Genomic DNA, 25360 nt, shown 5'->3' with positions numbered 1-25360 from the left:
CGCCCGGTTACATTCCGAACCCGGAAGCTAAGCCTTACAGCGCCGATGGTACTGCAGGGGGGACCCTGTGGGAGAGTAGGACGCCGCCGAACAAATTTTAGAAAAGGCCCACACCTTATGGTGTGGGCCTTTTCGCGTTTCAGGACGGCATCACCAGTCCGGTGTCGTACGCCAGAATCACCGCCTGAATTCGATCCCGTGAACCCGTCTTCGCGAGGATGCGGCCCACGTGGGTCTTCACCGTCGACTCGGCCAAGTGTAGGCGGGTCGCTATCTCCGTGTTGGTCCAGCCCTGGCCGATCACCGTGAGGATCTCGCGTTCGCGGTCGGTGAGGGGCGCGAGGCGGGGGTCAGGGGACGTGGGTTCAGGGTTCCCGGTGGGGTTCTGCCTCGGGAGATGGTGGACGTACGCGTCGAGGAGGCGGCGGGTCAGGCTCGGGGCGACCACCGCGTCGCCGGTGGACACCGCGCGGATGCCCGAAAGGAGCTCTTCCGGCTGGGCATCCTTGACGAGGAAGCCGGAAGCGCCGGCGCGGAGACCGGCGTAGGCGTACTCGTCGAGGTCGAAGGTCGTGAGGATCAGGACCCGGGTGCGGTCGCCGGAGGCGGTGATGCGGCGGGTGGCCTCGATGCCGTCGAGGCCGGGCATGCGGACGTCCATCAGGACCACGTCGGGGTGGAGTTCCGCAGTCAGGCGGATGGCCTCGCTGCCGTTGGCCGCTTCGCCCAGTACTGTCATGTCGTCCTGGCTTTCCAGGAGCATTCGGAAGCCGAAGCGCTGGAGGGGCTGGTCGTCGGCGATGAGGACGGTGGTCACTGCGGGGTTTCCTCCGGGAGATGCAGGTGGACGCGCCAGCCCTGTTCGGGGTGCGGGCGTGGGCCGGCCTCAAGTGTGCCGCCGTACAGGGCGGTTCGTTCGCGCATTCCGGGCAGGCCGCGGCCGCCGGAGGGCTGCGGAAGGGGGTGGTCGGGGCCTCCGCTGCCGGTGTCGGTCACCGTTACGGTCACGGCGCCCTTCTCCTCGTACGACAGCTCTATTGCGGCTGTTGTACCCGGGCCGGTGTGTTTGAGGGTGTTGGTGAGGGCCTCCTGGATGACGCGGTACACGGTGAGTTGGCGGCCCGGGGGGAGGGTGGGGCTGCCGTGGGTGGTGGTGTGGACGGGGAGGCCGGCGGCGCGTACGCCGTCGAGGAGTTGGGCGAGGTCGGTGAGGGTGGGCTGGGGGGTCAGTTCCGGCTGGGGGGTTCGGGGGTTGTCCTCGTCGCGGAGGACGTCGAGCAGGCGGCGTAGTTCGGACAGGGCCTGGCGGCTGGTGGAGGCGATGGCGTGCAGGGCCTGGGCGGCGCGTTCCGGGGACTTGGCGGCCGCGTACTGGCCGCCGTCGGCCAGGCCGGTGATGACGGAGAGGTTGTGGCCGATGATGTCGTGCATCTCGCGTGCGATGCGGGCGCGTTCGGCCGCGGCGGCGAGCTGGGCCTGCTGGTCGCGTTCGACCTCCAGGCGGCGGGCGCGGTCCTCGAGGGCCTCGGTGTGGTCGCGGCGGGTGCGGACGGTGATGCCGATCGCTGTCGCCACGGCGATGGACATCAGCACGGGGACGATGTCCTTGTCCGGGCTGCCCTGCGGGTGGCGGGCGGCCATCACGGCCATGGGTGCGGTCATCAGGGCTGCCGCCCACCACAGATGGCGCGGTGGGCGGCGCAGGGCGATGTGGAAGATGACGAGGAGATGCAGCAGGAACGCTTGGAGGGCGATGCCTGTCCAGGCGTTGACCAGGGCGAAGGGGGCTATGAGGAGGAGTACGGCCCGGGGGTGGGCGCGTCGCAGGAGGAGGGGGACGGAGAGGCCGAGGCTCAGGGTGAGGACGAGCCAACCGGGGTGGTCGTGGTCGCGGGCCACGTTGAGCCAGCCGCCGCCGTAGTAGTCGATGAGGGCCGCTGTCACCCAGAAGCCGGTGAGGTGCAGGTCCCACACGAGTGGGTGGCGTCGGTCGAAGGTCCGCACGCGTCGGGTGATGCGGTGGATGTGCTGGGTGAGGGGTTCCGTCCCTCGCTCTTCCGTCACGTCGTCCATCGTGCGGGGTTTCCGGTAGGCAGCACAGAGCCGCAGGCCGTATTCCGGGTGAGGGATGTCGTACCCAGGTACTACGGTGGCGGCCATGAGCACCACGAGCCCCGGGGCCTACGTCATCCGGTCGATACGTGCCGACGAGTGGGCCGCCGCGAAGGAGCTGCGGCTGGCCGCGCTGCGGGATCCGGTCGCGCCGATCGCCTTTCTGACGACCTATGAGGAGGCCGTGGCCCAGCCCGACTCCTTCTGGCAGGAGCGGGCCGCCGGGGCCTGTGAGGGCGCCGAGGAGGCGCAGACGATCATCGCCGAAGGGCCGGACGGGCGATGGGTCGGGACGTTGACCGTGCTGGTCGAGGAGCCGGGGACGAGCGACTGGGCCGGGTTTCCGGTGGAGCGGAAGCAGGGGCATGTCGTCGCCGTGTTCGTGCGGCCCGAGGAGCGCGGGATCGGGCTGACCGAGGTGCTGTTCGACGCCGCCCTTCAGTGGGCGTGGGCGCGTGGTGCGGAGCGGGTGCGGCTGATCGTGCACGAGGAGAACGGGCGGGCGCAGCGGTTCTATCGGAAGGTGGGGTTCGTTCCGAGTGGGGTGACCGTGCCGCTCGGTGCGGGGTCGGAGGAGTCCGAGTGGGAGTTCGTCATCGAGCGGCCCTGAGGGTGCGAAGGGCTTGCTGGGCCGGTAACTGGTCCGCTTAGACCGGGAGTTCGTCGTGCGGCCAGCGGGAGCGGGCCTGTTCCCGGGACCGGAGCAGGGCCAGGGTCGGCATGCCCCGGTCTGCTCCGGTGGCCAGCAGCTCCGGCAACTGGGGAAGCGGAGCCACGGCGGCGACGTCGTCCAGGACGAGCGTCAGTGGTGGGTCGAGGCGACCGGAGGATGACCGTTCGGCCATGCGCCGGCCGCGCTCGACCACGCTTGCGGCGAGGGCCGTCAGGAGTGGCATGGCGCCCGGGTTGGTTCGGGGGTCCTCGATGGATTCACCCACCACATAAAGCGTGCCCCCTTCATGGACGAAGGAATCCAAGGTGAGGGCATCAGTTCGGTTTGGAGTGCAGGACTCCCGGATGTTGACCGTGGAGAGGGCCGAGAGGGCTCTGGTGGTCAACTCCTGTGCCATGTCCCGGCGTTCGGGGTGGGCGGTGAGGGCGGCTTCGAGTTCGCCCGCCGCGCCGGGGGCGGCCTTCGGGTTGGTGCGGAGGATGCGTACGGCGTCCTGGATCTGGCCGCCCTGGGACCAGCGGTGGACGTGGCGGATGGTGCGGCCGTCGATGGCCGCGGCGTGGAGGTAGCTTCGCAGGAGCGTTTCGGCGGTGTCGCTGACCGCTTGGTCCAGGCGGGAGGTGGGGCGGACCGGGGTCAGGAGTGCGGTGGCTCTGGAGACCGCGGTCTGCTTGTCCTCGCAGCCTGTTGTGGGGGTCCAGTGGATGCGGGCCGGGGTGTCGCAGCGGTGGGCGGGGTCGTAGAGGAGGACTGGGCCGAGTTTTGCGCGGGCGTCCTTTGTGTCCTGCCAGAGGGCCGGGTTCGAGGTGACTACGAGGGCGGGGCCTTCCGCGTCGTGTACGGCCTGGGTTGCGGTTGCCTGGCGGCTTTCCCTTGTGGCTATGACAAGCCTGTCCCACGCCGGTTCGCCGAGTCCCCGGGGTGCGGTGAGCGCCGTCGGCCGGCCGGCGTCAGAATGCCCCGTCGGCTGTGGCTGTGGCTGTGCCTGTGCCGGTGGCTGGGGTGCCGGTAGCGGCGCCAGCTCCGTTCTGGGCGCAGGTATGACGTGCGGTGCCGGGACATCGTGCGCCATCGGTCCTGGCGCCTCCGCATTCCCGGGCTCTCCCGCGACCTCTGCCTTTCCACCGCGCCGACCGGCCCTGACGGCCCGCCACCTTGCCACTGTCCCGAGCACGAACACGGTCAGCACGATCAGGACCATCAGCTGGCCGATGAACAGCCCCCAGAACAGGCCGTACCCGGAGAGCTGCTCGCTCGGTGTCTCCGGCCACGCGCCCGGGATGTCGTGGGGCTGGGTGATCAGGGAGCGCATGGCCAGGGGGGTGTGGGTGAAGGTGACGCCGGAGGGCCAGGAGCCGTGGGCGAACAGGGCTGCGAGGCCCGTCGCCGTCCAGACCAGCAGGGTCATGCCGAGGAGGAAGGCGAGTATGCCGATGAGCAGGCCGTCGGGGATGCCTCCCTGGCCGTCCCGGTGGTCCCGGTGTGCCCGGCGGTCGTCCGGTCTCACGCTGCCTCCTTGCCCTGCGCCGGCCCTATGCCACCGTCGATTCGGAGTCGCCGAGGTGTTGTTCCACGAAGGCCGCCGCCCGTTCCTCCGCCTCCAGCTCGGCGGCGCGCAGGGCGTCGTCGGTCAGCTCGTGGTCGGCGGACGACTCGGTCATCGCGCGGTCGGTGAAGACCAGAGGACGTTCCGTCTCGGTGACCAGGTGTTTGACGACCTGGACGTTGCCGTTGACGTCCCACACCGCGATGCCGGGGGTGAGGGACGGGATGATCTCCACCGCCCAGCGTGGGAGGCCCAGGACGCGGCCCGTCGCTCTCGCCTCGTCCGCCTTCTGGGCGTAGATGGTCCTGGTGGACGCCATCTTCAGGATCGCGGCGGCCTCCTTCGCCGCCGCGCCGTCGACGACGTCGGACAGGTGGTGGACGACGGCGACGAAGGACAGGCCCAGGCGGCGGCCGAACTTCAGCAGGCGCTGGAAGAGCTGGGCCACGAAGGGGCTGTTGATGATGTGCCAGGCCTCCTCGACCAGGAAGATGCGCTTCTTCCGGTCGGGGCGGATCCAGGTGTGCTCCAGCCATACGCCCACGATCGCCATCAGGATCGGCATGGCGATCGAGTTGCGGTCGATGTGGGACAAATCGAACACAATGAGCGGCGCGTCGAGGTCGATGCCGACCGTGGTCGGACCGTCGAACATGCCGCGCAGGTCACCGTCGACCAGGCGGTCCAGCACCAGTGCCACGTCCAGGCCCCAGGCCCGTACGTCGTCTATGGCGACGTTCATCGCCTCGGCGGACTCCGGCTCTGGGTGCCGTAGCTGCTCGACGATGTCGGAGAGGACCGGCTGGCGCTCGACGATCGTCTCGTTGACGTAGGCGTGCGCGACCTTCAGGGCGAAGCCCGAGCGTTCGTCGAGGCCGTGCCCCATCGCGACCTCGATGATCGTCCGGAGCAGGGCCAGCTGGCCCGTCGTCGTGATCGCGGGGTCGAGCGGGTTGAGGCGGATCCCCATGTCCAGGGCCGCCATCGGGTCCAGGCGGATGGGAGTTATTCCCAGCTCCTGCGCGATGAGGTTCCACTCGCCGACGCCGTCCTCGCCCTGGGCGTCGAGGACGACGACCTGGCGGTCGCGGAAGCGGAGCTGGCGTAGGACGTAGGTCTTCTCCAGGGCCGACTTGCCGTTTCCGGACTCGCCGAGGACCAGCCAGTGCGGGGCGGGGAGCTGCTGGCCGTACAGCTGGAAGGGGTCGTAGATGTAGCCCTTGCCGGAATACACCTCGCGGCCGATGATCACCCCCGAGTCACCGAGACCCGGCGCGGCGGTCGGGAGGTAGACCGCCTGGGCCTGGCCCGTCGACGTGCGCACCGGCAGCCGGGTCGTCTCGACCTTCCCGAAGAGGAAGGACGTGAAGGCGTCGGTGAGGACGGACAGCGGGTCCCGCATCAGGTCCTACCTCCGAATGCCGGTGGCGAAGGGGAGTGTGTTGACGAATGCCCGGTGGTGCTCGCGGTCGCACCATTCCAGCTTCAGATACGACTTTCCGGCTGACGCCCGGATGGTCCGCTTGTCCCGGGCCAGGGCCTCGGGGGAGCGGGAGGAGACGGTGATGTAGCCGACCAGGTTGACGCCGGCGGCACCGCTCGCGAGGTCTTCGCCTCGCTGGTCGAGACGGTTGTGGGCGGCGATGTCGCGGGGGTCGACGGTGCGGTTCATCTTGGCGGCGCGGCTGGCCTCCGCCTCGTCGTTGGTCTTCTCGGTCAGCATGCGTTCGATGGCGACCTCGGTGGGTTCGAGGTCCATCGTGACGGCGACCGTGCGGATGACGTCCGGGGTGTGGACCAGGAGCGGCGCCAGGAAGTTGACGCCGACCGGGGTCATCGGCCACTCCTTCACCCAGGCGGTGGCGTGGCACCAGGGCGCCCGGGTGGACGACTCCCGGGTCTTGGCCTGGAGGAACGTGGGCTCCATGGCGTCCAGTTCGGCCGGCCAGGCGTTGCGCTTCGTCATCGCCTGGATGTGGTCGATCGGGTGGTCCGGGTCGTACATGGAGTGGATGAGGGAGGCGAGGCGGCCCTGGCCGAGGGGCTGCCGTACGCGGATGTCGGCCTCCTGGAGGCGCGAGCAGATGTCGGTCAGCTCGCGGGCCATGACGACGGCGAGACCCGCGTCCCGGTCGACCTTGCCGCCGTGCGGGCGGGCCGCGCGGGCCATCGCCTGGGCCTCGGCGGCCAGTTCGCGGGTGAAGTGCATGCAGGCGACGAGGTATGCGCGGTGCTGCTCGCTGCTCGTCGACACCATCGACTGGAGTTGGTCGTACGACTGCTGCAGCCAGCCCAGGGCCCGCTCGTCGCCGCGTTGAGCGACGTCCTTGGCGTGGGCGTCGGGGTCGGCGGGGAGGGTGCGGGCGAGCATCTGGAGGCGGGTGACGAAGCCGTCGCCGTTGGCGACATGCTTCAGCAGGGTGCCGAAGCGGTCGACGAGGGCTTCCTGGTCCTCGGAGTCGCGCAGGCCCACGCCGGGGCCCTCGATCTCGATGGCGGCGGTGACCGTGCGACGGTCGGCGTGCAGGAGCACGGCGATCTCGTCGGGCCCGAAGGGGGCGGCCAGCCAGGTGATGCGGCCGATGCCGGGCGGCGGGCCGACCTCGATCTCGCGCCCGTCGAGGCGGGTGCCGGCCTCGACGACGCCGGAGCGGTAGGCCGTGCCCTGGCGGAGGGTGCGCTTGTAGCTGCGGTTGATCTCGAACCACTTGTAGAAGGTCCGGTGCTTGTACGGCACGTAGACCGCCGCCAGCGCGAGCAGCGGGAAGCCCATCAGCAGCACGATGCGCAGGGACAGGACGGGGACGAGGAGCCCGCACATCATGCCGAGGAACGCGCCCCCGATGATCAGCGCGATCTCGCCGGTCTCGCGGTTGCGGCCGACGATCGCGTTCGGCCGGGCGCGGCCGATCAGATATGAACGGCGGGGCGTGACCGCGTGGGACACGTGGGACTCGGTCGTCAACGCCCGTCACCTCCTGAACGATTGCTGTTGCGGGTGTTACTGGCGTGGGGGGTGTTCACCGGGCTGCTCGAACGGGGCGCGGGTGCGGCGGAGGGGACAGATCCGCCGCCTCCGTTCGAGGAGCGCGAGCTGTGCGCGGCGACGCCGCCGGAGGCGGGGTTGGAGGGGCGGGCGCCCGAGCCGCCCTGGCCGCCGCCCTGGTTGTCCGCGCGGGAGCTGTGCGTCTTGATGCCCTGGGCGACGAGGGTCGCCGGGGAGCTGATGACAGCGGCGGCCTTGCCTTCGGCGCCCCGCATGATGCGGTTGTTGCGGGAGCCGGCGAGCTCGTCGCCGAAGCCCGGCACGAAGCGGTAGATCATCGCGCTCGCGAAGATGGCGAGCAGGATGATGGCCAGGCCGGAGACCACGGCGGAGAAGGCGTTCGGGCCGTCGTCGGCGGACAGGGCGCCCGCCAGGCCGAGCACTATGACGATGACCGGCTTCACGAGGATGACGGCGATCATGATGCCCGCCCAGCGGCGGACGTGGCCCCACAGGTTCTTGTCGACCAGGCCGGCGTAGACGACGGTGCCGAGGAGGGCGCCGACGTAGAGCAGGGCGGCGCGGATGACGAGCTCCAGCCAGAGGACGCCGGCGGCGAGGATGGAGACCAGGGACACCACGATCAGCATGATCGGGCCGCCGCCGATGTCCTCGCCCTTCTCCAGGGCTCCGGAGAAGGTGCCGAAGAAGGTGTCCGTCTGGTCGCCCGTCGTTTTCGCCAGGACGTCCGTGATGCCGTCGGTGGCCGATACGACCGTGTAGAGGATCAGCGGCGTGAAGGCCGACGCCAGCACCGTCAGCCAGAGGAAGCCGATCGCCTCCGAGATGGCGGTGCTGAGGGGGACCCCTCGGACGGCTCGCTTGGCGACCGCCAGGAGCCAGAGGAGGAGGGTCAGGATGGTCGATGCCGCGAAGACGACCGCGTACTGCTGGAGGAACTTCTCGTTCGTGAAGTCGACGTTGGCGGTCTCCTTCACGGCCTCGCTCAGCTTGTTGACGGTCCAGGCGGCGGCTTCGGCGCAGCCCTTTGCGAGGGAGGAGAGGGGGTCGAGGGTGGAGGTGGGGTCGGTGAGGGAGGGGGTGCCGCCGCTTCTGGAGCTTCCGCCGTTGTCTTTTTCGCAGTACTGCTTGGCCGGACCGATGAGCAGGTCACAGGGATCGTCGCTCGCTGTCGGTGTGGGTGTAGGCGTAGGTGCCGCGTAGGCGCGGGTGGCCAGCAGAACGGCACCCGTCTGCACGGCCGCGACCAGTGCCGTGATCTTGAGTACGCGACGCGGGTTACCGGGCATACGTGAACCCTCCGTACTCCTCGATGGCCTTGCTGATCTCGTCGGAGCTGGCGGCTCTGTCGTCACCGGGCACCGGCGCCGGGCCATCCTTCTGGGTGTCCGCGGTGATCTTCCAGTTATCACTGACCCATTGCAGCTCGAAGGTCCAGGTCTTCCACGTTGAGCTCACGGGGTCGGTCGAGCCTTGGCCCGACATGCCGATGAGGCCCATGTACCAGACAGAGACCTTGGCGCTGCTTTGTGTGAACTGTTCGACCTTGGTGCCCACAGGCACAGTGCGCGATACGAACGTGCTGCCCTCCGGGGCGTTACCGCTCGCGTCAAGGCCGAGCTTGCTGAGGAAGTCCGGTGAGTACGCCTGGTCCATCGCGCCTTGGAGCTTTGCGGCTGCCGTCGGCGTGTAAATCGTGTCGACGATGCTGTGCCGACTCTCCTTGCTGAACATGCCGGTCGAACCCAGCGTCACCGCATAGTTCGCCGCCGCACTCTGCGCCCCCTGCTCATCCCGCGCGAACCCCCCGGGAATCCCCCCGGCCTTGCCATCCACCGGACGGGTCCCGCTCGCTGCCGTGGATGAGGAATTCGGCTGGTTCTCATCCCCGGAGGGGGCCGCGGAGTCGTCGCCTCCACGGTTCGCGAAGGCGATCGCTGCGATGAGGAGGACGACCACGCCGACCACGGTGACCAGGCTCCGGGACGACGAGCGGCCACCCCGCCGCGCGCCCCCGTACACGTCACCGCCGCTTTCGGGCAGCCGTGTGCGGGTCTGACCCGTGCCTCCGTAGCCGCCGGAGGGCTCCCGCTCGTCTCCGAGACTCATGCCGCGTACGCCCCCTCGACGTCGGACAAAAACACGTAGGAGTACGACGGTAGCCGTGCTGGTTCCCGCATGGGCGCGGTGTGGTGACTCGACATCAGGGAAACGCAACCTCAGCCGGTGGGCACGACGGGTGGGTGGGGGACGAGGGGGCCGGGCGTGCCCGGAGTGGACGGGCGGGGACGGGGTCGCCTAGACGGCCATGCCGTACACGATGGTGAACAGCGTGCCCAGTGAGCCGATGATGAAGACGCCCGTCAGGCCGGCGATGATCAGGCCCTTGCCCTGCTCTGCGCTGAAGGTGTCGCGCAGTGCCGTGGCGCCGATGCGCTGTTTGGCCGCGCCCCAGATGGCGATACCGAGGCAGAGCAGGATGGCCACCGCCATCACGACCTCGATCATCACCTTCGCCTCGTTGCCCAGGCTGCCGAAGGGACCCCAGTCCGGAGCGATCCCGCCGATGATGGTGTTGATGTCGCCCTTATCGGCCGCAAAGAGCATGTAAGTCACCGCCCCTGTCGGGTAGTTCCGCAGTCCCCTGCGGTGCGCAGAGGTCAGCCCTCATTCTCGCCGACAATGGCGCTGTCGTATGTCGACTTGGCGTCATTGATGGGCGGGATTCGTACGAATAGCTCGTACGGTCACTCTGTGTATCACGGCAGGTCACCCCGGGCAATGAGGCCTGAGCGGAACCTGTCGTGTGGTTCCGTCGTTAGCCATCCTCACGCCGGGGGCCGTTTCTGACGGCCGGTCGGGTGAGTGGTCGTGCCCGTGTTCTGCGGGTGAAGGCTATCCCGGCATGGCGAACGGGCCACGACGGGGTGCCGTGGCCCGTTGCTGTCAGGGCTGGTGACGGAGGGTCAGCCGGTGAAGGCGTCCAGGCCCTGCGGGGTGCCCCAGCCGGTGGGGCCGTCGTAGCCGGAGCGGGCGGTGCAGAAGTACGACGTGGAGCAGGTGCCGTTGTTGCCGGAGGTGACGTCGTTGAGGGCGGACGTACCGGCGGCGTCGTACGGGAACCGGGCGGGGTAGGAGCCGCTGGACGGGGTGCCGGCCAGGGCGTAGACGCCCGCGATGATCGGGGCGGAGGCGCTGGTGCCGCCGAAGGTGTACCAGCCGGCCGTGACGCCGTAGGAGTCGTAGACCGAGACGCCGGTCGCCGGGTCCGCGACGGCCGAGACGTCCGCGATCATGCGCTTGCCGCAGCCGCTGTCGGTCTGCCAGCTCGGCTTCGTGTCGTACGAGGAGCAGCCGGAGCCGGTCCCTTCGGTGCTGCTGGTCTTCCAGACGGACTCCGTCCAGCCGCGCGAGGTGGAGGAGGCGGACAGCTTCGTGCCGCCCACGGCGGTGACGTACCGGGACGCGGCCGGGTACTCGGCGCCGTAGGCCGAGTCGCCGGCGCTGACGGTGATGGCGAGGCCCGGGTGGTTGAAGTACGCGGAGTCGTACGAGGCGTCGGAGGAGGACTCCGAGCCGCCGTAACTGTTGGAGACGTACTTGGCGCCCAGCTTGACCGCCTCGTTCACCGCGGTGCCCAGATCCTCCATGGAGGCGGAGGACGCCTCGACCAGCAGGATGTTGCAGTTCGGGCAGGTGGCGCTCGCCATGTCGACGTCGAGGGAGATCTCCTGGGCCCAGCCGCTGTCCGCGGAGGGGAGGGAGGTCGTGGAACCGGTCTGGCCGACCTTCTTGAAGCAGCCGTTGGAGGAGGTGCAGGCGGAGAGGCCGTACTGCGATCGGTACTTGGCGAGGTCGGCCTCGGCGTTCGGGTCGTCGTACGCGTCGACGATCGCGATGGTCTCGCCGTCGCCGTTGGAGGCGGCGGCGGACGTCAGGCCGTAGGCGTCCTGGAGGTCGGACGGGCCGTAGCCGGAGGGGGTGGTGGTGTCACCGGCCTTCGGGGTGATGCCGTCCTTGTTGCCGTCTCTGGCCGCCCGCTGCTTCTCGAAGGCGGTGGTGCCGCCGGTCACGCGGACCGAGTTGCAGGCCAGGTCGCCCTTGTGCTTGGGCGTGGCGCACGGGGTGGCGGTCCAGGTGACCTTCGTGGTGGCGGAGGAGCTGGCGGGGGTCTGCGGGGTGGCGGTCGCGTGGGTCGCGGTGGCGAGCCCTGCGAGGAGCAGTGCGGCGGTGGTCGCGGCCGCGGTGGCGGCCGTGGACGTGAAGCGGCGCCATCTGCCGGGGTTGGTCAGTGGGTTGAGGGTCGACGTACGCAACGGACAGCCTCCGGTGAGGAGTGGGGGAAGAGGCATGCGGGTGGGGGTCCACCGGTGTGGTTCCCGGTGGGGGCGGCGGCCCGCCGACGACTGTCGCTTGTTGAGTACGTGACAACAAGATGAGTTTCGCAATCCTGACTTCCGTATTGCTCAGGGAAGTTGGGGATTGCTGATCAATGGCGTGGGGATGGGTGGGCGATGGCCTTGGCTTGACCGGGGCCGGAAGGTGGGGCGCCGCGGGGCTCAGTTCTCGGTGACGTTCGTGGTGATCAGGCGGAGCAGCTGCTTGGCCAGGGCGTCCTGTTCGGGGGTCAGGCCCATGGCGTCGCCGATGGCGAGCGGGACGGTGGCCGCGCGGTCGCGGAGTCCGGCCCCGGCCTCGGTGAGGCGGATGGCGACCGAGCGCTCGTCGTCGGGGCGGCGCTCGCGGCGCAGCAGGCCGCCCGCTTCGAGGCGCTTGAGCAGGGGGGAGAGGGTGCTGGACTCCAGCTGGAGGGCCGTGCCCAGGTCGCGTACGGAGATCGAGTCCTGCTCCCAGAGGACGAGCATGACCAGGTACTGCGGGTAGGTCAGGCCGAGTTCGTCGAGGAGGGGGCGATAGCGCGCGGTGACGGCGCGCTATCCGGTCGCCATCGAGCAGAACTACGCCGTCGCGCGGTGGGTCGTCAGCGAGGGGGCGGGCAACAACCTGGACGCCGGGCGGATCGCGGTGGCCGGTGACTCGGTGGGCGGCAACATGAGTGCCGCGCTCACCTTGATGGCCAAGCAGCGCGGGGATGTTCCACTGGTCCAGCAGGTGCTCTTCTATCCGGTCACCGACGCTGCCTTCGACACCGGCTCGTACCGGCAGTTCGCCGAGGGGTACTTCCTGCGGCGGGATGCGATGCAGTGGTTCTGGGATCAGTACACGACCGATGAGGCCGAGCGGGCGCAGATCACCGCGTCGCCGCTTCGGGCCTCCGTCGAGCAGCTTCAGGGGCTTCCGCCGGCGCTGGTCATCACGGCCGAGGCCGATGTGCTGCGGGACGAGGGGGAGGCGTATGCGAACAAGTTGCGGGAGGCGGGCGTGCCGGTCACCGCGGTGCGGTATCAGGGGGTCATTCACGACTTCGTGATGCTGAACGCGCTGCGGGAGACTCGGGCCGCGGAGGCTGCCATCGGGCAGGCGATCAGTGTTCTGCGCGGTGCCTTCGGGGCGTGAGCGACCATCGCCGTGGCGCGGGCCTGCGGGCCCGCGCTCCTGCGGTGTCGCCGTCAGCGCGGCTTCAAGCCGTGCAGCAGAAAGTGGACCAGGCCCTCCGCGCCCGCCAGGGCGGCTTCCGGCGTCAGCCAGCCGGCGCTGATGAAGCCGGCCACGCCGTGGAGGGTGGCGCCCGTGACGAGGTTGAGCTCCGCCGGGTCACCGTCGATGACCTCGCCCCGCTGCTGGGCTTCCGCGAGGACCCGTTCGAGGCTTCCCACCGTCTGCTCGACCGCGGCGGCCATCTGTTCCGAGGCGTCCGGCTCGTGCTTGCGGGCGTACATGAGCTCCAGGAGCGCGGCGTTGTCGATGGCGAAGGCGAGGTAGGCCCTGACGAGGGCGGTGAGGCGTGGCTCCAGGGGGAGGGCGGGGTCGTCGGCCGTGTTCAGTGACTGGGCGAGCCGCTCGTAGCCGGCCAGGGCCAGGGCGTTGAGCAGGGCCTGCTTGTCCTTGAAGTGCCGGCCGGGGGCGGCGTGGCTGACGCCGACCTCGCGGGCCAGTTCGCGGAGTGAGAGGGCGGCGGTGCCCTTCTCGCGCAGGGTGCGTTCCGCTGCCGCGAGCAGGGCGGCGCGCAGGTCTCCGTGGTGGTAGGGGCGGCTCTCGGGCATTGGACCATCGTAGCTTGATGTTGGCGGTGCCATCTTTGTTGGCGCCGCCATCATTGTTGTCATTGACATCATTGTTGGCGACGCCTACATTCGAGGCATGGCTCAGGAGGCTCAGGAGGCCGAGAAGCCGCGTAGGCCGAGTGCCTAGAGGGCTGAGACTGACAAGAAGGAGATGACCCGGATGGCCAAGCAGACTTGGGACGCGACCAGCCTCCCCGACCTCACCGGACGGACAGCCGTCGTCACCGGCGCCAACAGCGGGATCGGGCTGAGGGCGGCGGACGCGCTGGCGCGAGCGGGTGCGCATGTGGTGTTCGCCGTGCGGGACCCGGAGCGCGGCCGGGCGGCGGCCGCGACGGTGAACGGCAGCACGGAGGTGCGGCGCCTGGATCTGGCGGACCTGTCGTCCGTGCGGGAGTTCGCGGACACGTGGCAGGGTCGGCCGCTGGACCTGCTGATCAACAACGCCGGCGTGATGATGCTGCCGGAGCAGCGGACGGCGGACGGCTTCGAGATGCAGTTCGGCACGAACCATCTGGGCCATTTCGCGCTGACGAACCTGCTTCTGCCGTACGTCGCCGACCGGGTCGTGACGTTGTCGTCCGGTGCCCACCGCTGGTTCGGCGCGAGGATCCGTTTCGAGGACCTGAACTGGACGTCCGGCTATGACCCGAACCGCGCGTACGCCCAGTCGAAGCTGGCGAACCTGTTGTTCACGCTGGAGCTTCAGCGCCGCCTGACGGAGTCCGGCTCCCGGGTCCGCGCCCTGGCCGCGCACCCCGGCTATGCCGCCACCAACCTGCAGAGCCATGCGGGGAGTTCGTTGATGCGTGGCTTCATGAAGATCGGCAACAGGTTCTTCGCCCAGGACGACAGGGCGGGCGCGCTGCCGACGTTGTACGCCGCGACGCAGGACCTGCCCGGCGCGTGCTATGTCGGGCCTGACGGGCTCGGTGAGATGCGGGGTGCGCCGACGCTGGTGGGGCGGACCACGGCGGCGAGCGATGCGGTGGTGGCGCGGCGGTTGTGGACGGTTTCGGAGGAACTGACGGGCGTGAGCTGGCCGTTGGGGAAGAGTGAGGGAGAGGTCGAGGCTGAGGTCGAGGGCGTGGTGGCGGCCGAGTGTTAGGGCGTGGCGCTCGGCCGTCACCTGGGCGCGACTTGAGCCGGATCGTAGGGTCTACGACTCCGGCTGGGTCACCGTCAGCGCCCACCGGATGTTGTCCGCCGAAGCGTCGACGCCGATCGAGAAGGATCCGGGACGGACCACGCCGGGATCCATGGTCACGGAGCCCACACCGGCCCCGTCGGCGGGGCAGTCGACCGAGAAAGCGGCGATCTCCGTCTCCTGCGACATCGTCACCCGTACATCGCCGCCGCCCTCGCACGCCACCGTGAGCACGGTCGGCAGCCTGTCCCAGGCGCCGCCGGACGCGACTCCGCCGTCTCCCGTCTGTTCCGGCACCCACACCAGGCCCTCCGGGCCGGGATGGGGCAGCAGAACATCGGTCGACGCGGCGGCGGGCGCCGCCCCCAGGCCGGTCAGTCCGCAGGCCGCCAGTGCCGTCATGGCCAGGGCGCGGCTGGTTCTTGTCACGTTGGTTCCCCCTGAAGATGCCTTCGAAGATGCGTTGGTCGTCGGTCAGTTGGTTGGTCGGTCGGTTGGTCGGTCGGTTGATCGGTCGCGGCACAGTCTGCCGGGCCGGATGACCTGGTGCCTGAGTATGCGTACTCAGGGGTAGGGCGTCTCCGGAGGTGGTCCGCCGATGCCCATGGTTCTCGGGCGAGGGCATGAACACCGTTCCGGACGAGCGGATCACCGCGACCGTGGACGTCCGGCCCTGGCTGGAGCAGAAGTGGGCCGCCGTACTGGCCCATCGGACCGAGGTGGAGCCAGGGGCGGTGCCGGGGTTGCTCGCCGGCTTCCCGGCGGACGTACGGGAGCGGATCCCGGCGACGGAGTGGTACATCCGGCAGGACCCGGTCTCCTCCGTGCCGCCCCAGGCGGAACTGACCGTGTGAGCGTCCGGCATGTCTCCCCGTACGGCTGGATCCCGGTCGGCGGGGCTGACCATTTTCTCACCTTCGTGCGGAAGGGTGGGGCCCGATGAAGCGTCCCTCACGTTCCGCCCGCTCCGCCCTGCACGCCGTCGCCGTCCTGTTCGCCGTCGCCTCCGTCACCTCTGCCTCCTCCGCGGCCGCGGAGGACGGCTCGGGCCCCTTCGGAGTCACCGTTGTCGCCGCGGCCACCGCGCAGACCGCCCGTGTCGGTGCCCTGTTCTCGGGTGGCCGGCGCTTCTGTACCGCCTCGGTCGTGCACAGCCCGCAGCACGACCTCGTCGTCACCGCGGCGCACTGCCTGGACGGCGGCGCGCAGGACGTCGTGTTCGTGCCGGGGTACCGGGACGGCGAGGCGCCGTACGGGGTGTGGAGGCTCGGGAGGCGGTTTCTGCCGGAGGGGTGGGCGAAGGGGCGGGGCGAGGACAGTGACGTGGCGTTCGCGGTGGTGGCGGACCGGCGGGGTGGCGAGGGTGGCGCCGGGGAAGGGGTCGAGGACGTCGTCGGCGGCAATCGGTTCGTCGCGGGGATGGCCACCGGGGCCACGGCGGTGACCGTGACCGGCTACCCCAACTCCCGCCGGGTGCCGGTCGGTTGCACCGACGAGCCGACCTCGTACGGCCGCAGCCAGCAGCGGATCGCGTGTCCGGGATTCAGCGGCGGGACCAGCGGCAGTCCCTGGGTCAACGGAGACGGGGAGGTCGTGGGCGTGCTCGGTGGGCACGAGGGGGGTGGGGCGACGGCGGACGTGTCGTTCAGCGTGGTGTTCGGGGCGGAGGCGGCGGCGCTGTATCGGGAAGCGGGGCGGGAGGGAACCTGGGGAACCCGGCAGCCCGACTGATGACGAGAGCATCGGTTGCCGCGGCTTCCGCGTGGGAAGCTCCTAGACTGGCGCGGGCGGACTCCTGTCAGGCGAGGGGCGGTTGACGGTGCGTAAGGCATGGATCGTGGCGGGCGCCGCTCTCGCGGCGGGGCTCAGCTTCGTGATGCTGCTCGTCGTCGGGGTCTACATCGTCGCCGGGAACCTCGCGGGCGGAGTGGGCGGAGCGTCCAAGTCCCTGGCCAAGGGGGCCGTGCCGGCCGCCTACTCGGCGCTCGTGCAGAAGTGGGGCAACCTGTGCCCCGCCATCAACCCCGCCCTGCTCGCCGCCCAGCTCTACCAGGAGAGCGGGTTCAACCCGAAGGCCCAGAGCCCGGCGGCGGCGCAGGGCATCGCGCAGTTCATCCCGGGGACATGGGCCACGCACGGGGTCGACGGCGACGGTGACGGTGACCGCGACGTATGGGATCCGAATGACGCGATTCCGTCGGCCGCGTCGTACGACTGTGCGCTCGCCTCGTACGTGAAGGACGTGCCCGGCGACCCGACGAAGAACATGCTCGCGTCCTACAACGCCGGGGCGTACGCGGTCATCAAGTACGGGGGTGTGCCGCCGTACAAGGAGACCCAGAACTACGTGAAGACGATCACGACTCTGGAGCAGAGCTTCGCCGCGCCCGTCAACCGGGTGGATCCCAGCAAGCAGGCCGCCGGCGCCATCTACTACGCCCAGAAGAAGCTCGGCACGCTCTACCTCTGGGGCGGTGACGGTACCGCTGCGGACGATGGGCGGTTCGACTGTTCGGGGTTGACGAAGGCCGCGTACGACAGTGTCGGGATCTCGTTGCCGCGGGTCGCCAACGATCAGTACAACGCGGGGCCCCATCCGGACCGGGACGAGTTGCTGCCCGGGGACCTGGTGTTCTTCTCGGACGACCTCACCAACTCCCGGGCCATCCGGCATGTCGGGATTTATGTGGGTGGCGGGTACATGATCGACGCGCCGAGAACGGGTGCTGTGATCCGATTCGACCCGATCGACACCCCGGACTACTTCGGGGCCACCCGGGTGACCGAAGATGGCGCGAAAGCGCTGCCCACGACGGTGTAGACGGAGCGTGAACCCACCCCCTGAGCTGCGGCGATGGGTCTCTCTTCGATAACGTCTGCGTGATCATTCAGTGGAGTGTGGAACGTATCAACAGGGGCCGTGCGTTCCTGGTGTCGTAGCCGGATCTACAACCACGGGGGTGGGCGGAGCGGCGTACGCAAGTTGCGCCGAGCTAAGAGACGACGAAGGGGCCGCGGCATTATGGCTGGACTCGCAGATTCCGGGTCGAACCCCGACGTCGACCTGCTCTTCGACATCAATGGCCTGGCCAAGGACGCCCCGCACTGGTTCGACCGGGTCATGGAGTACGTCGGTGAGTACGGGCTGGTGCTCGCCATGGTGCTGCTGGTCGTGTGGTGCTGGTGGTCCGTCCGGCGCCGGGGCGACGAGGACGCCGCCTCGTCCGTCGCCGCGCTCGTGTGGGCGCCGCTGGCCGCCGGGATCGCGGTACTGGTGAACGTGCCGATCCGGGGGTTCGTCGAGCGGCCCCGGCCGTTTCTCGATCACCAGGGGCTCGAAGTCCTGGTGACCGGCAAGACCGACTACTCCTTCGTGAGTGACCACGCGACGATCGCCATGGCCCTCGGGGTCGGGCTGTTCGTCGCCAACCGGAAGTTCGGGCTGGTCGGGATCGGCCTCGCTCTTCTCGAAGGGTTCTGCCGCATCTACATGGGCGTGCACTATCCGACCGACGTCGTCGGCGGGTTCGCGCTCGGTACCGCCGTGGCCCTGCTGCTGTCGCCCCTGGCGATGGCCCTGCTGACGCCCGTGATGTCCGCCGTCGAGCGGTCGCCCAGGGGCGGGTGGCTCATCAGGGCGCGGGGCACATCCCGGGCGGGTGGGCAGGAGGCCATGATTCCGGGGGCTCGGAAAGAGCCCGCGGAGGCTGAGGAGCGGGACCTCGCCGCCTAGCCGACGTCATAACGGCAAGGGGTAGAAGAGTAAGGGGCAAGGGCAGGCCAGGGGCGAGGGCCATCAGGTCACGCGCCACCAGCGGCAAGGGCTACAGCGCCTGCGGGTAGCTGAAGAAGCCCTCCGGGTCGTACTGCTTCTTCAGCTTCGTCAGGCGCGTCGCCGCGTCCCCGTAGTACGCCTTGCGCCAGTTCTTCAGGGTCGGGTCGGTGTAGTTCTGGTACGCGGCGCCCGAAGCGTACGGGCGCATCGCGTCGTGGGCCGCCGTCAGCCAGGACTGGGCCGTGGAGCCCGAGGTGCCGGCGCGCCAGGAGGCGATGTACTGGGCCAGCATGCGGGAGCGGCGGTGCACGAAGGCCGTCGCGGTGGGGGAGACGCGGTTGACGGCTCCGCCGAGGGCCGTGAGGGCGATGCTGCCGGAGCCGCCGCTGACCGACTCCATCTGTCGCAGCAGTGTCTTTATGCCCGCTGTTGAGAGCTTACGGTCGAAGAAGTCCGACTTCGCGGTGTACGTCTCGCGGCTCAGCGCGCCCTCCGGGGAGCGGCCCGGGGTGGAGCCGGGGAGGTGGCACTGCGCGTCCGTGGCGAAGGACGAGCAGCCGGCGTACAGCTCCATCGACTCCTCGTACGAGCGGCGTTTGATCGAGACGTTGCTCGCGGGGCCGGGGCCTCCGGGGCCGTCGGCCAGGCGGTCCACCGCGTTCTTGAGTTCGCCGTAGGTGCCCAGCGAGAACGCCGCGAGGGTGACGGTCGGGGTGCTGCCCGCGTGGTTCGAGATGGTCAGCGCCGACCAGATCTCGTCGGGCTGGGTCGGGCCCCACTCCTGCCAGGCGTTGATCAGCGTGGCCGCCTTCGACCAGGGCCAGGTCATGTACGCCACTACGGCCTGGGGGGCGGGGTGGGTCTTGAACTGGAGTTCCGTGACGACGCCGAAGTTGCCGTTGCCGGCGCCGCGCAGGGCCCAGAAGAGGTCCTTGTGGGTGGTGGCGTTGGCGGTGAGCTGCTTGCCGTCGGCGGTGATCAGGGTGGCCTGGGTGAGGCTGTCGCAGGTCAGGCCGTAGGCGCGGGAGGTGACGCCGTGGCCGCCGCCCAGGGTGAGGCCGGAGACCCCGACGCTGGGGCAGGAGCCGGCGGGGATGGTGACGCCCTTGGCGGCGAGGGCTCGGTAGACGTCGATGAGCTTGGAGCCGGCGCCGACCACGGCGGTGTCGCCGGTGGCTCGGATGCGGTTGAGCTTGGAGACGTCGATGATCAGGCGGTTGTTGCCGGAGGACCAGCCGGCGTAGGAGTGGCCGCCGTTGCGGATGGCGACGTGGAGGTTGTGGGCTCGGGCGTAGGCGAGGGTGGTGCGGATGTCGTCGGGGTGGGCGACGTAGGCGACCGCGGCGGGCTTCAGGGAGTCGAAGCGGGTGTTGTAGAGCAGGCGGGCCGACTTCCAGTCGGTGTCGCCGGGGCGGATGAGCCGGCCGTCGAGGTCTTGGGCCAGGGCGGCCCAGTTGGCGGGGGCGGAGGCGGCGGTGGCGGTGGTGGCGGTGGTTCGGGTGCCGGTGGTTGTGCCCGAGGTGGTGTCGGTGCCGGTCTTGCAGGCGGTTGCCGTCATGGCGGTGAGGGCTGCTGCGGTGCCGCCGCCGATGAAGGTACGCCGTTCCATGTCGCCTCCTAGGGGGTTCGTGGAACGAGACGGGGTCGCGGAGGGCGGGGTTCCACGTAGCGGCGGTTTCTCCGGGTGCGGGCCGGGAGAGTCTCGCCCCCGCCGCCCCTACCCGTCCCATCCTTGAAGGGGCTCCGCCCCTTCGACCCCGCCAGGGGGCGGAGCCCCCTGGACCCCCATCGGCCCGAAGGGCCTCGTCCTCAAGCGCCGGACGGGCTGAAATGCCCGGACCCCGTCCGCCCGAAGGGCCTCGTTCTCAAGTGCCGGAGGGGCTGAAATGCCCGGACCCCGTCCGCCCGAAGGGCCTCGTTCTCAAGTGCCGGAGGGGCTGAAATGCCCGGACCCCGTCCGCCCGAAGGGCCTCGTCCTCAAGTGCCGGACCGGCTGAGAATGCCGGCGTCGTCTCAAAGACGCACGTGCCCCTCCGCATCCGCTCGGGCCAGGCTGCGCGCGCGTCTCGCTGGGCCCCGCCAGCCGCAGGTGCAGTGGGCCGTGCAGAAGCGGCCCTTCTCCACGGTTGTCGTGCGGTGTTCCGTGGGGTCGTCGGGATGTGCGGGGGAGGTTGGTCCGTCCTGCTGCGCCACGGCCACAACGTTACCCAAGGCAAGTAAGCGCGACGCCTCCGCGTGCGTGACGAGGGGCACCTACTCGTCGTTAACCGGAACGACAGGGGGCCCGTGACGGACGTACCGGCTGGGGGTAGGCAGGCGATGACGGAGCGGCAGCAGCACAGGCGGTGGCGTGGGGCGGGCGTTGCGGCTGGGGTCCTGTGCGTGTGTCTGGCGGGCAGTGGGTGTGTGGCGGAGAGCGGCGCCGCTGTCGGGGACGGGCGTGACGGGGATGCCGAGGTGATCGTTCGACGTGCCGCTGACGCGCTGGTCGGCGCCCGGAGTTCCAAGGCCCGGACGTCCATGGAGATGGCCGCCGGGGGGACCCGGGTCACCATCCGGGGCGAGGGTGTGTACGACTTCCGCAAGCAGCGGGGGCGGCTGAAGGTCCTGCTGCCGCAGGATCCTGCCGGGGCCACCGCGCAGCGGCCGATCATGGAGCTGCTTGCCCCTGGGGCGCTGTTCATGAAGAACCGGGGTGCCGGTGTGCCCGCCGACAAGTGGGTGCGGGTCGACACGCGGTCGCTCTCCGACGGGAACCTCGTCACCGGTGGCGCGACCGATCCGTTCGCCGCGGCCGAGGTGCTGCGCGGGGCGCGGACGGTGACGTACGTGGGCGAGGAGGACGTCGCCGGTACGGCGGTGCGGCATTACCGGGGGACCGCTGATCTGGTGGTGGCCTCGCGGGAGGCTTCCGAGGGGAACTCGGAAGCGCTTGCGGCAGCGGCGAAAGGGTTCGCCACCAGCGAGGTTCCGTTCGACGTGTACCTCGATGAGGACGGGCGGATCCGGAAGGTGCGGCATCGGTTCAGCTTCGTCAACGGGCAGCAGAAGGACGCCGTCGCCGTGGCCTCGACGACCCTGCTGTACGACTTCGGGGCCCCCGTCGACGTACGGCTGCCGGACGGCGACGACATCTACGCGGGCAAGATCGCGGAGGAGTGAGAGCCGGGGTATGCGTGCGTGACGGGCGTCAAGAACTAGCCCGTCCGTGCCATGCGCGGTGTGTAGGCCGCTCCCTACTCTAGGAAGTCGGTAACGGCAGAGAAGAGGTGATGCACGTGGCTCCGGTCGGCGGTACGGCAGTTCAGGACCACGTGGCCCTCGCCGAGATCGAGCTGTGCGGAGAGCTCATCATCGCGGCCTCGACCGCCCGCGAGGACCGGCTCAGTCTGGAAAGCATCGACGAGGTGCTGAGGGTCGCGGAGGAGCGGGACACGGAGGGGGAGTGAGTCCGCCCCCGCGTTGCGTCGCCGTCAGGTGCGCAGCAGTCGGCCGATCGCCTTCGTCGCTTCCTCCACCTTGGCGTCGATCTCCGCACCGCCCTTGAGGGCCGCGTCGGCGACGCAGTGCCGGAGGTGCTCCTCCAGCAGTTGCAGGGCGAAGGACTGCAGGGCCTTGGTGGAGGCGGAGACCTGCGTGAGTATGTCGATGCAGTAGACGTCCTCGTCGACCATGCGCTGCAGGCCGCGGATCTGGCCCTCGATACGGCGCAGGCGCTTGAGGTGTTCGTCCTTCTGTTTGTGGTAGCCGTGGATGCCCCGGTCGTGGTCCGTCACCACGTCGGTGGCGTCCGTGGCATCCGTGGCGCCCGTGACACTTGTCTCCACGGTCTCGTCAGGGGCGGAGGGCGCACCCGCGCCGGCCTCGGTGGTCGTCATCGCGTCCTCCAGACGTAAACCGCTTCATATACCCCTACTGGGTATATCGTACCGAACTTTGCTGGGTATAGGGCCCTGTGGCCGAACCGCTACCGGCCGTTGGACTGGACCACTGGGCAGCCCCCGTGCCGACCACTGTGCCTGATGGGCGACACTGGAGGACGGCCCATTAGCCGTGGCCGGATGATGCGCCTAGCATCAGCCTGACCGAAACCGATCCTTCTTGAGGACCCTCACGTGCGATTTCGTCTGACCCCCCGGGAGACGAGCTTCTACGACATGTTCGCCGCATCCGCGGACAACATCGTCACGGGCTCGAAGCTCCTGATGGAACTGCTCGGGGCGGACACCGCCGGCCGGGCCGAGATCGCAGAGCGTATGCGGGCCGCGGAACACGCAGGTGACGACGCCACGCACGCGATCTTCCACCAGCTGAACTCCTCGTTCATCACGCCGTTCGACCGCGAGGACATCTACAACCTCGCATCGTGCCTCGACGACATCATGGACTTCATGGAGGAGGCCGTCGACCTGGTCGTCCTCTACAACGTCGAGGAACTGCCCAAGGGCGTCGAGCAGCAGATCGAGGTGCTGGCGCGGGCCGCGGAGCTCACGGCCGAGGCCATGCCGAACCTGCGCACGATGGACAACCTCACGGAGTACTGGATCGAGGTCAACCGCCTCGAGAACCAGGCCGACCAGATACACCGCAAGCTTCTCGCCCACCTCTTCAACGGCAAGTACGACGCGATCGAGGTCCTCAAGCTCAAGCAGATCGTGGATGTGCTGGAGGAAGCGGCGGACGCCTTCGAGCACGTGGCGAACACGGTGGAGACCATCGCCGTCAAGGAGTCCTGAGACCCGCCCATGGACACCTTCGCGCTGGTCGCGACCATCGGGGTCGCGCTCTTCTTCACGTACACCAACGGCTTCCACGACTCGGCGAACGCGATCGCGACGTCCGTGTCGACGCGGGCGCTGACGCCGCGGGCCGCGCTGGCGATGGCCGCGGTGATGAACCTCGGCGGTGCCTTCCTGGGGTCCGGGGTCGCCAAGACCGTCAGTGAGGGGCTGATCCAGACACCCGAGGGCTCGAAGGGGATGGGGATTCTGTTCGCGGCCCTGGTGGGCGCGATCACCTGGAATCTCGTCACCTGGTACTTCGGGCTGCCCTCCTCCTCCTCGCATGCGCTGTTCGGCGGCATGGTGGGGGCGGCGCTGGCCGGGGGGACCACGGTGTACTGGAGCGGGGTCCTGGAGAAGGTCGTCATCCCGATGTTCGTGTCGCCCGTCGTGGGGCTGTGCGCGGGCTATCTCGTGATGACCGCGATCATGTGGATCTTCCGGCGGGCCAATCCGCACAAGGCCAAGCGTGGCTTCCGGATCGCGCAGACCGTGTCGGCGGCCGGGATGGCGCTCGGGCATGGTCTGCAGGACGCGCAGAAGACGATGGGCATCGTGGTGATGGCGCTGGTCATCGCCGATGTCGAGGACTACGGCGATCCGATTCCGGTGTGGGTGAAGATCGTGTGTGCCGTGATGCTGTCGCTGGGGACGTACGCGGGCGGGTGGCGGATCATGCGGACGCTGGGGCGGAAGATCATCGAGCTGGATCCGCCGCAGGGGTTCGCTGCGGAGACCACGGGGGCGTCGATCATGTTCACTACGGCGTTTCTGTTCAAGGCGCCGATTTCCACGACCCATGTCATCACGTCCGCGATCATGGGTGTGGGGGCCACGAAGCGGGTGAACGCCGTGCGGTGGGGTGTGGCCAAGAACATTGTCCTCGGGTGGTTCATCACGATGCCTGCGGCCGCGGTGGTGGCGGCGGGGGCGTTCGGGATTGTGAAGCTGGCGTTCCTGTAGGCGGCCGTTCGCTGTGCGGGGTGCGTTTTCCTCGCCCCCGCCGCCCCTACCCGTCCCATCCCTTGAAGGGGCTCCGCCCCTTCCACCCCGCCAGGGGGCTCCGCCCCCTGGACCCCCATCGGCCTGCGGCCTCGTCCTCAAACGCCGGACGGGCTGAGAGATTGCCTCTGCGGGTGGGTGGGGGTTTGGGACGGTAGTGGCCTTGTCCTCGAACGCCGGGCGGGCTGGAAGGGTCGCCCCTGTGGGTTGGTGGGAGATCGGGACGGTAACGGCCCAGTCCTCGGACGCCGGACGGGCTGGAAAAGCAGTGCGGGCCCGCCCCCCGGGAGCCGGGGGGCGGGCCCTTTATCTGCCTCGCGGTGGCACCGCCATGCAGCACCGCGAGGGGTTCATCAGCCGAAGCGGCCGGAGATGTAGTCCTCCGTGGCCTGGACCGACGGGTTGGAGAAGATGCGCTCCGTGTCGTCGATCTCGATCAGCTTGCCGGGCTGGCCCACGGCGGCGAGGTTGAAGAAGGCCGTACGGTCCGAGACGCGTGCCGCCTGCTGCATGTTGTGCGTCACGATGACGATCGTGAAGCGTTCCTTCAGCTCGCCGATCAGGTCCTCGATGGCGAGGGTGGAGATGGGGTCGAGGGCCGAGCAGGGCTCGTCCATGAGGAGGACGTTCGGCTCCACCGCGATCGCGCGCGCGATGCACAGACGCTGCTGCTGGCCGCCGGAGAGGCCCGAGCCCGGCTTGTTCAGGCGGTCCTTGACCTCGTTCCAGAGGTTCGCGCCCTTCAGGGACTTCTCGACGATGTCCTGCAGCTCGCTCTTCTTGTAGTTGCCGTTCAGGCGCAGGCCGGCCGCCACGTTGTCGAAGATCGACATCGTCGGGAAGGGGTTCGGGCGCTGGAACACCATGCCGACCTCGCGACGGACCGACACCGGGTCGATGCCGGGGCCGTACAGGTCCTCGTCGTCCAGGAGGACCTTGCCCTCCACGCGGCCGCCCGACGTCACCTCGTGCATACGGTTCAGCGTGCGCAGGAACGTCGACTTGCCGCAGCCGGACGGGCCGATGAAGGCCGTCACCGAGCGCGGCTCGACCGTCATCGAGATGTCTTCGATCGCCTTGTGGGAGCCGTAGTAGGCGGTCAGCCCGCTTACGTCGATTCGCTTGGCCATGT

Annotated in this window: 25 protein-coding genes, 1 rRNA gene and 2 pseudogenes; 12 read left to right on the top strand and 16 right to left on the bottom strand. The window is 69.4% G+C overall.

Annotated elements, in window-relative coordinates; translation table 11 throughout:
* Positions 1 to 92 (top strand): 5S ribosomal RNA (rrf, locus tag ADK36_RS15315); the annotation flags it as partial.
* A 47-nt stretch (positions 93 to 139) separates the two neighbouring features.
* Here rrf and ADK36_RS15310 read toward each other — a convergent pair.
* Positions 140 to 817 (bottom strand): response regulator, encoded by a 678-nt coding sequence (locus ADK36_RS15310; protein WP_053197909.1) that lies wholly within the window; start codon positions 815 to 817, stop codon positions 140 to 142.
* On the bottom strand, positions 814 to 2073 hold the full coding sequence (locus ADK36_RS15305; RefSeq protein ID WP_078942821.1) for a sensor histidine kinase: 1260 nt from the start codon (positions 2071 to 2073) through the stop codon (positions 814 to 816). The genes ADK36_RS15310 and ADK36_RS15305 overlap by 4 nt, the downstream gene beginning before the upstream one ends.
* An 85-nt stretch (positions 2074 to 2158) precedes the next feature.
* On the opposite strand from ADK36_RS15305, the gene ADK36_RS15300 reads away from it, so the two are divergent.
* Entirely contained in the window at positions 2159 to 2722 is a 564-nt protein-coding gene (locus tag ADK36_RS15300) for a GNAT family N-acetyltransferase (RefSeq protein ID WP_048585588.1), read from the top strand.
* 37 nt (positions 2723 to 2759) lie between these two features.
* Here ADK36_RS15300 and ADK36_RS15295 read toward each other — a convergent pair whose 3' ends face one another.
* The 8 genes and pseudogenes from ADK36_RS15295 to ADK36_RS15260 all read right to left on the bottom strand — a co-directional run.
* Complete coding sequence (locus ADK36_RS15295; protein ID WP_053197907.1) at positions 2760 to 4292, bottom strand: type IV secretory system conjugative DNA transfer family protein; 1533 nt, start codon at positions 4290 to 4292, stop codon at positions 2760 to 2762.
* A 25-nt stretch (positions 4293 to 4317) separates the two neighbouring features.
* Positions 4318 to 5733 (bottom strand): ATP-binding protein, encoded by a 1416-nt coding sequence (locus tag ADK36_RS15290; RefSeq protein WP_048585581.1) that lies wholly within the window; start codon positions 5731 to 5733, stop codon positions 4318 to 4320.
* A 6-nt stretch (positions 5734 to 5739) separates the two neighbouring features.
* On the bottom strand, positions 5740 to 7296 hold the full coding sequence (locus ADK36_RS15285; protein ID WP_048585580.1) for an SCO6880 family protein: 1557 nt from the start codon (positions 7294 to 7296) through the stop codon (positions 5740 to 5742).
* Positions 7293 to 8627, bottom strand: a complete 1335-nt coding sequence (locus tag ADK36_RS15280) for a hypothetical protein (RefSeq protein ID WP_053197905.1) — start codon at positions 8625 to 8627, stop codon at positions 7293 to 7295. The genes ADK36_RS15285 and ADK36_RS15280 overlap by 4 nt, the downstream gene beginning before the upstream one ends.
* A complete protein-coding gene (locus tag ADK36_RS15275) occupies positions 8617 to 9447 on the bottom strand; it encodes a hypothetical protein (protein WP_053197903.1) in 831 nt (276 codons plus the stop codon). Before ADK36_RS15275 ends, ADK36_RS15280 begins: the two co-directional genes overlap by 11 nt.
* 189 nt (positions 9448 to 9636) lie before the next feature.
* A complete protein-coding gene (locus ADK36_RS15270) occupies positions 9637 to 9945 on the bottom strand; it encodes a hypothetical protein (protein ID WP_003991275.1) in 309 nt (102 codons plus the stop codon).
* A gap of 359 nt (positions 9946 to 10304) precedes the next feature.
* Positions 10305 to 11654 carry a S53 family peptidase gene (locus tag ADK36_RS15265; RefSeq protein WP_053197901.1) on the bottom strand — a complete coding sequence of 450 codons (1350 nt, stop codon included), beginning with the start codon at positions 11652 to 11654 and terminating at the stop codon, positions 10305 to 10307.
* A gap of 243 nt (positions 11655 to 11897) precedes the next feature.
* A pseudogene (locus ADK36_RS15260) lies at positions 11898 to 12272 on the bottom strand (MarR family winged helix-turn-helix transcriptional regulator); the annotation flags it as partial.
* On the opposite strand from ADK36_RS15260, the pseudogene ADK36_RS15255 reads away from it, so the two are divergent.
* Positions 12268 to 12855: pseudogene (locus ADK36_RS15255) on the top strand (alpha/beta hydrolase); the annotation flags it as partial. The pseudogenes ADK36_RS15260 and ADK36_RS15255 overlap by 5 nt on opposite strands.
* Before the next feature lie 53 nt (positions 12856 to 12908).
* Here ADK36_RS15255 and ADK36_RS15250 read toward each other — a convergent pair.
* The gene (locus ADK36_RS15250) at positions 12909 to 13502 is read right to left on the bottom strand and encodes a TetR/AcrR family transcriptional regulator (protein WP_048585576.1); all 594 of its coding nucleotides are present in this window, start codon (positions 13500 to 13502) and stop codon (positions 12909 to 12911) included.
* A gap of 181 nt (positions 13503 to 13683) precedes the next feature.
* On the opposite strand from ADK36_RS15250, the gene ADK36_RS15245 reads away from it, so the two are divergent.
* Positions 13684 to 14631, top strand: coding sequence for an oxidoreductase (locus ADK36_RS15245; RefSeq protein ID WP_425315492.1), 948 nt, complete (start codon positions 13684 to 13686; stop codon positions 14629 to 14631).
* A 51-nt stretch (positions 14632 to 14682) separates the two neighbouring features.
* Here the strand turns inward: ADK36_RS15245 and ADK36_RS15240 are convergent, their stop codons facing one another.
* Positions 14683 to 15099, bottom strand: coding sequence for a hypothetical protein (locus ADK36_RS15240; protein ID WP_234329771.1), 417 nt, complete (start codon positions 15097 to 15099; stop codon positions 14683 to 14685).
* Positions 15100 to 15293: 194 nt separating this feature from the next.
* Here ADK36_RS15240 and ADK36_RS15235 point away from each other — a divergent pair, with 194 nt between their 5' ends.
* The 4 genes from ADK36_RS15235 to ADK36_RS15220 all read left to right on the top strand — a co-directional run bounded on the left by ADK36_RS15235 (position 15294) and on the right by ADK36_RS15220 (position 18403).
* A complete protein-coding gene (locus tag ADK36_RS15235; RefSeq protein WP_053084753.1) occupies positions 15294 to 15524 on the top strand; it encodes a hypothetical protein in 231 nt (76 codons plus the stop codon).
* Between the two features lie 85 nt (positions 15525 to 15609).
* Complete coding sequence (locus ADK36_RS15230) at positions 15610 to 16401, top strand: trypsin-like serine peptidase (RefSeq protein ID WP_048585573.1); 792 nt, start codon at positions 15610 to 15612, stop codon at positions 16399 to 16401.
* 145 nt (positions 16402 to 16546) lie between these two features.
* The gene (locus tag ADK36_RS15225) at positions 16547 to 17491 is read left to right on the top strand and encodes an NlpC/P60 family protein (RefSeq protein WP_425315351.1); all 945 of its coding nucleotides are present in this window, start codon (positions 16547 to 16549) and stop codon (positions 17489 to 17491) included.
* 201 nt (positions 17492 to 17692) lie between these two features.
* Positions 17693 to 18403: a phosphatase PAP2 family protein gene (locus tag ADK36_RS15220; protein WP_048585572.1), complete on the top strand. Its 711-nt coding sequence runs from the start codon at positions 17693 to 17695 to the stop codon at positions 18401 to 18403.
* A gap of 91 nt (positions 18404 to 18494) precedes the next feature.
* Here the strand turns inward: ADK36_RS15220 and ADK36_RS15215 are convergent, their stop codons facing one another.
* Positions 18495 to 20054 carry an FAD-binding oxidoreductase gene (locus tag ADK36_RS15215; protein ID WP_048585571.1) on the bottom strand — a complete coding sequence of 520 codons (1560 nt, stop codon included), beginning with the start codon at positions 20052 to 20054 and terminating at the stop codon, positions 18495 to 18497.
* Between the two features lie 404 nt (positions 20055 to 20458).
* Positions 20459 to 20638, bottom strand: a complete 180-nt coding sequence (locus ADK36_RS50165) for a hypothetical protein (RefSeq protein WP_078916602.1) — start codon at positions 20636 to 20638, stop codon at positions 20459 to 20461.
* Between the two features lie 126 nt (positions 20639 to 20764).
* Here ADK36_RS50165 and ADK36_RS15210 point away from each other — a divergent pair, with 126 nt between their 5' ends.
* Together ADK36_RS15210 and ADK36_RS49505 are read left to right on the top strand one after the other, a co-directional pair.
* Positions 20765 to 21607, top strand: coding sequence for a hypothetical protein (locus ADK36_RS15210; RefSeq protein ID WP_048585570.1), 843 nt, complete (start codon positions 20765 to 20767; stop codon positions 21605 to 21607).
* A gap of 110 nt (positions 21608 to 21717) precedes the next feature.
* A complete protein-coding gene (locus tag ADK36_RS49505; RefSeq protein ID WP_199830182.1) occupies positions 21718 to 21894 on the top strand; it encodes a hypothetical protein in 177 nt (58 codons plus the stop codon).
* Between the two features lie 24 nt (positions 21895 to 21918).
* On the opposite strand, the gene ADK36_RS15200 is transcribed toward ADK36_RS49505, so the two are convergent.
* Positions 21919 to 22323 (bottom strand): metal-sensitive transcriptional regulator, encoded by a 405-nt coding sequence (locus tag ADK36_RS15200; RefSeq protein ID WP_048585569.1) that lies wholly within the window; start codon positions 22321 to 22323, stop codon positions 21919 to 21921.
* Positions 22324 to 22560: 237 nt separating this feature from the next.
* Here ADK36_RS15200 and ADK36_RS15195 point away from each other — a divergent pair, with 237 nt between their 5' ends.
* Together ADK36_RS15195 and ADK36_RS15190 are read left to right on the top strand one after the other, a co-directional pair.
* Positions 22561 to 23181 carry a DUF47 domain-containing protein gene (locus ADK36_RS15195; protein ID WP_048585568.1) on the top strand — a complete coding sequence of 207 codons (621 nt, stop codon included), beginning with the start codon at positions 22561 to 22563 and terminating at the stop codon, positions 23179 to 23181.
* A 9-nt stretch (positions 23182 to 23190) separates the two neighbouring features.
* Positions 23191 to 24189 carry an inorganic phosphate transporter gene (locus tag ADK36_RS15190; protein ID WP_048585567.1) on the top strand — a complete coding sequence of 333 codons (999 nt, stop codon included), beginning with the start codon at positions 23191 to 23193 and terminating at the stop codon, positions 24187 to 24189.
* A gap of 392 nt (positions 24190 to 24581) precedes the next feature.
* Here ADK36_RS15190 and pstB read toward each other — a convergent pair whose 3' ends face one another.
* Positions 24582 to 25358, bottom strand: coding sequence for a phosphate ABC transporter ATP-binding protein PstB (pstB, locus tag ADK36_RS15185; protein WP_048585566.1), 777 nt, complete (start codon positions 25356 to 25358; stop codon positions 24582 to 24584).
* Positions 25359 to 25360: the final 2 nt, after the last annotated feature.

Source organism: Streptomyces viridochromogenes (assembly GCF_001270495.1).
GTDB lineage: Bacteria > Actinomycetota > Actinomycetes > Streptomycetales > Streptomycetaceae > Streptomyces > Streptomyces viridochromogenes_A.
This window is presented reverse-complemented; position numbering and strand designations above follow the sequence as displayed.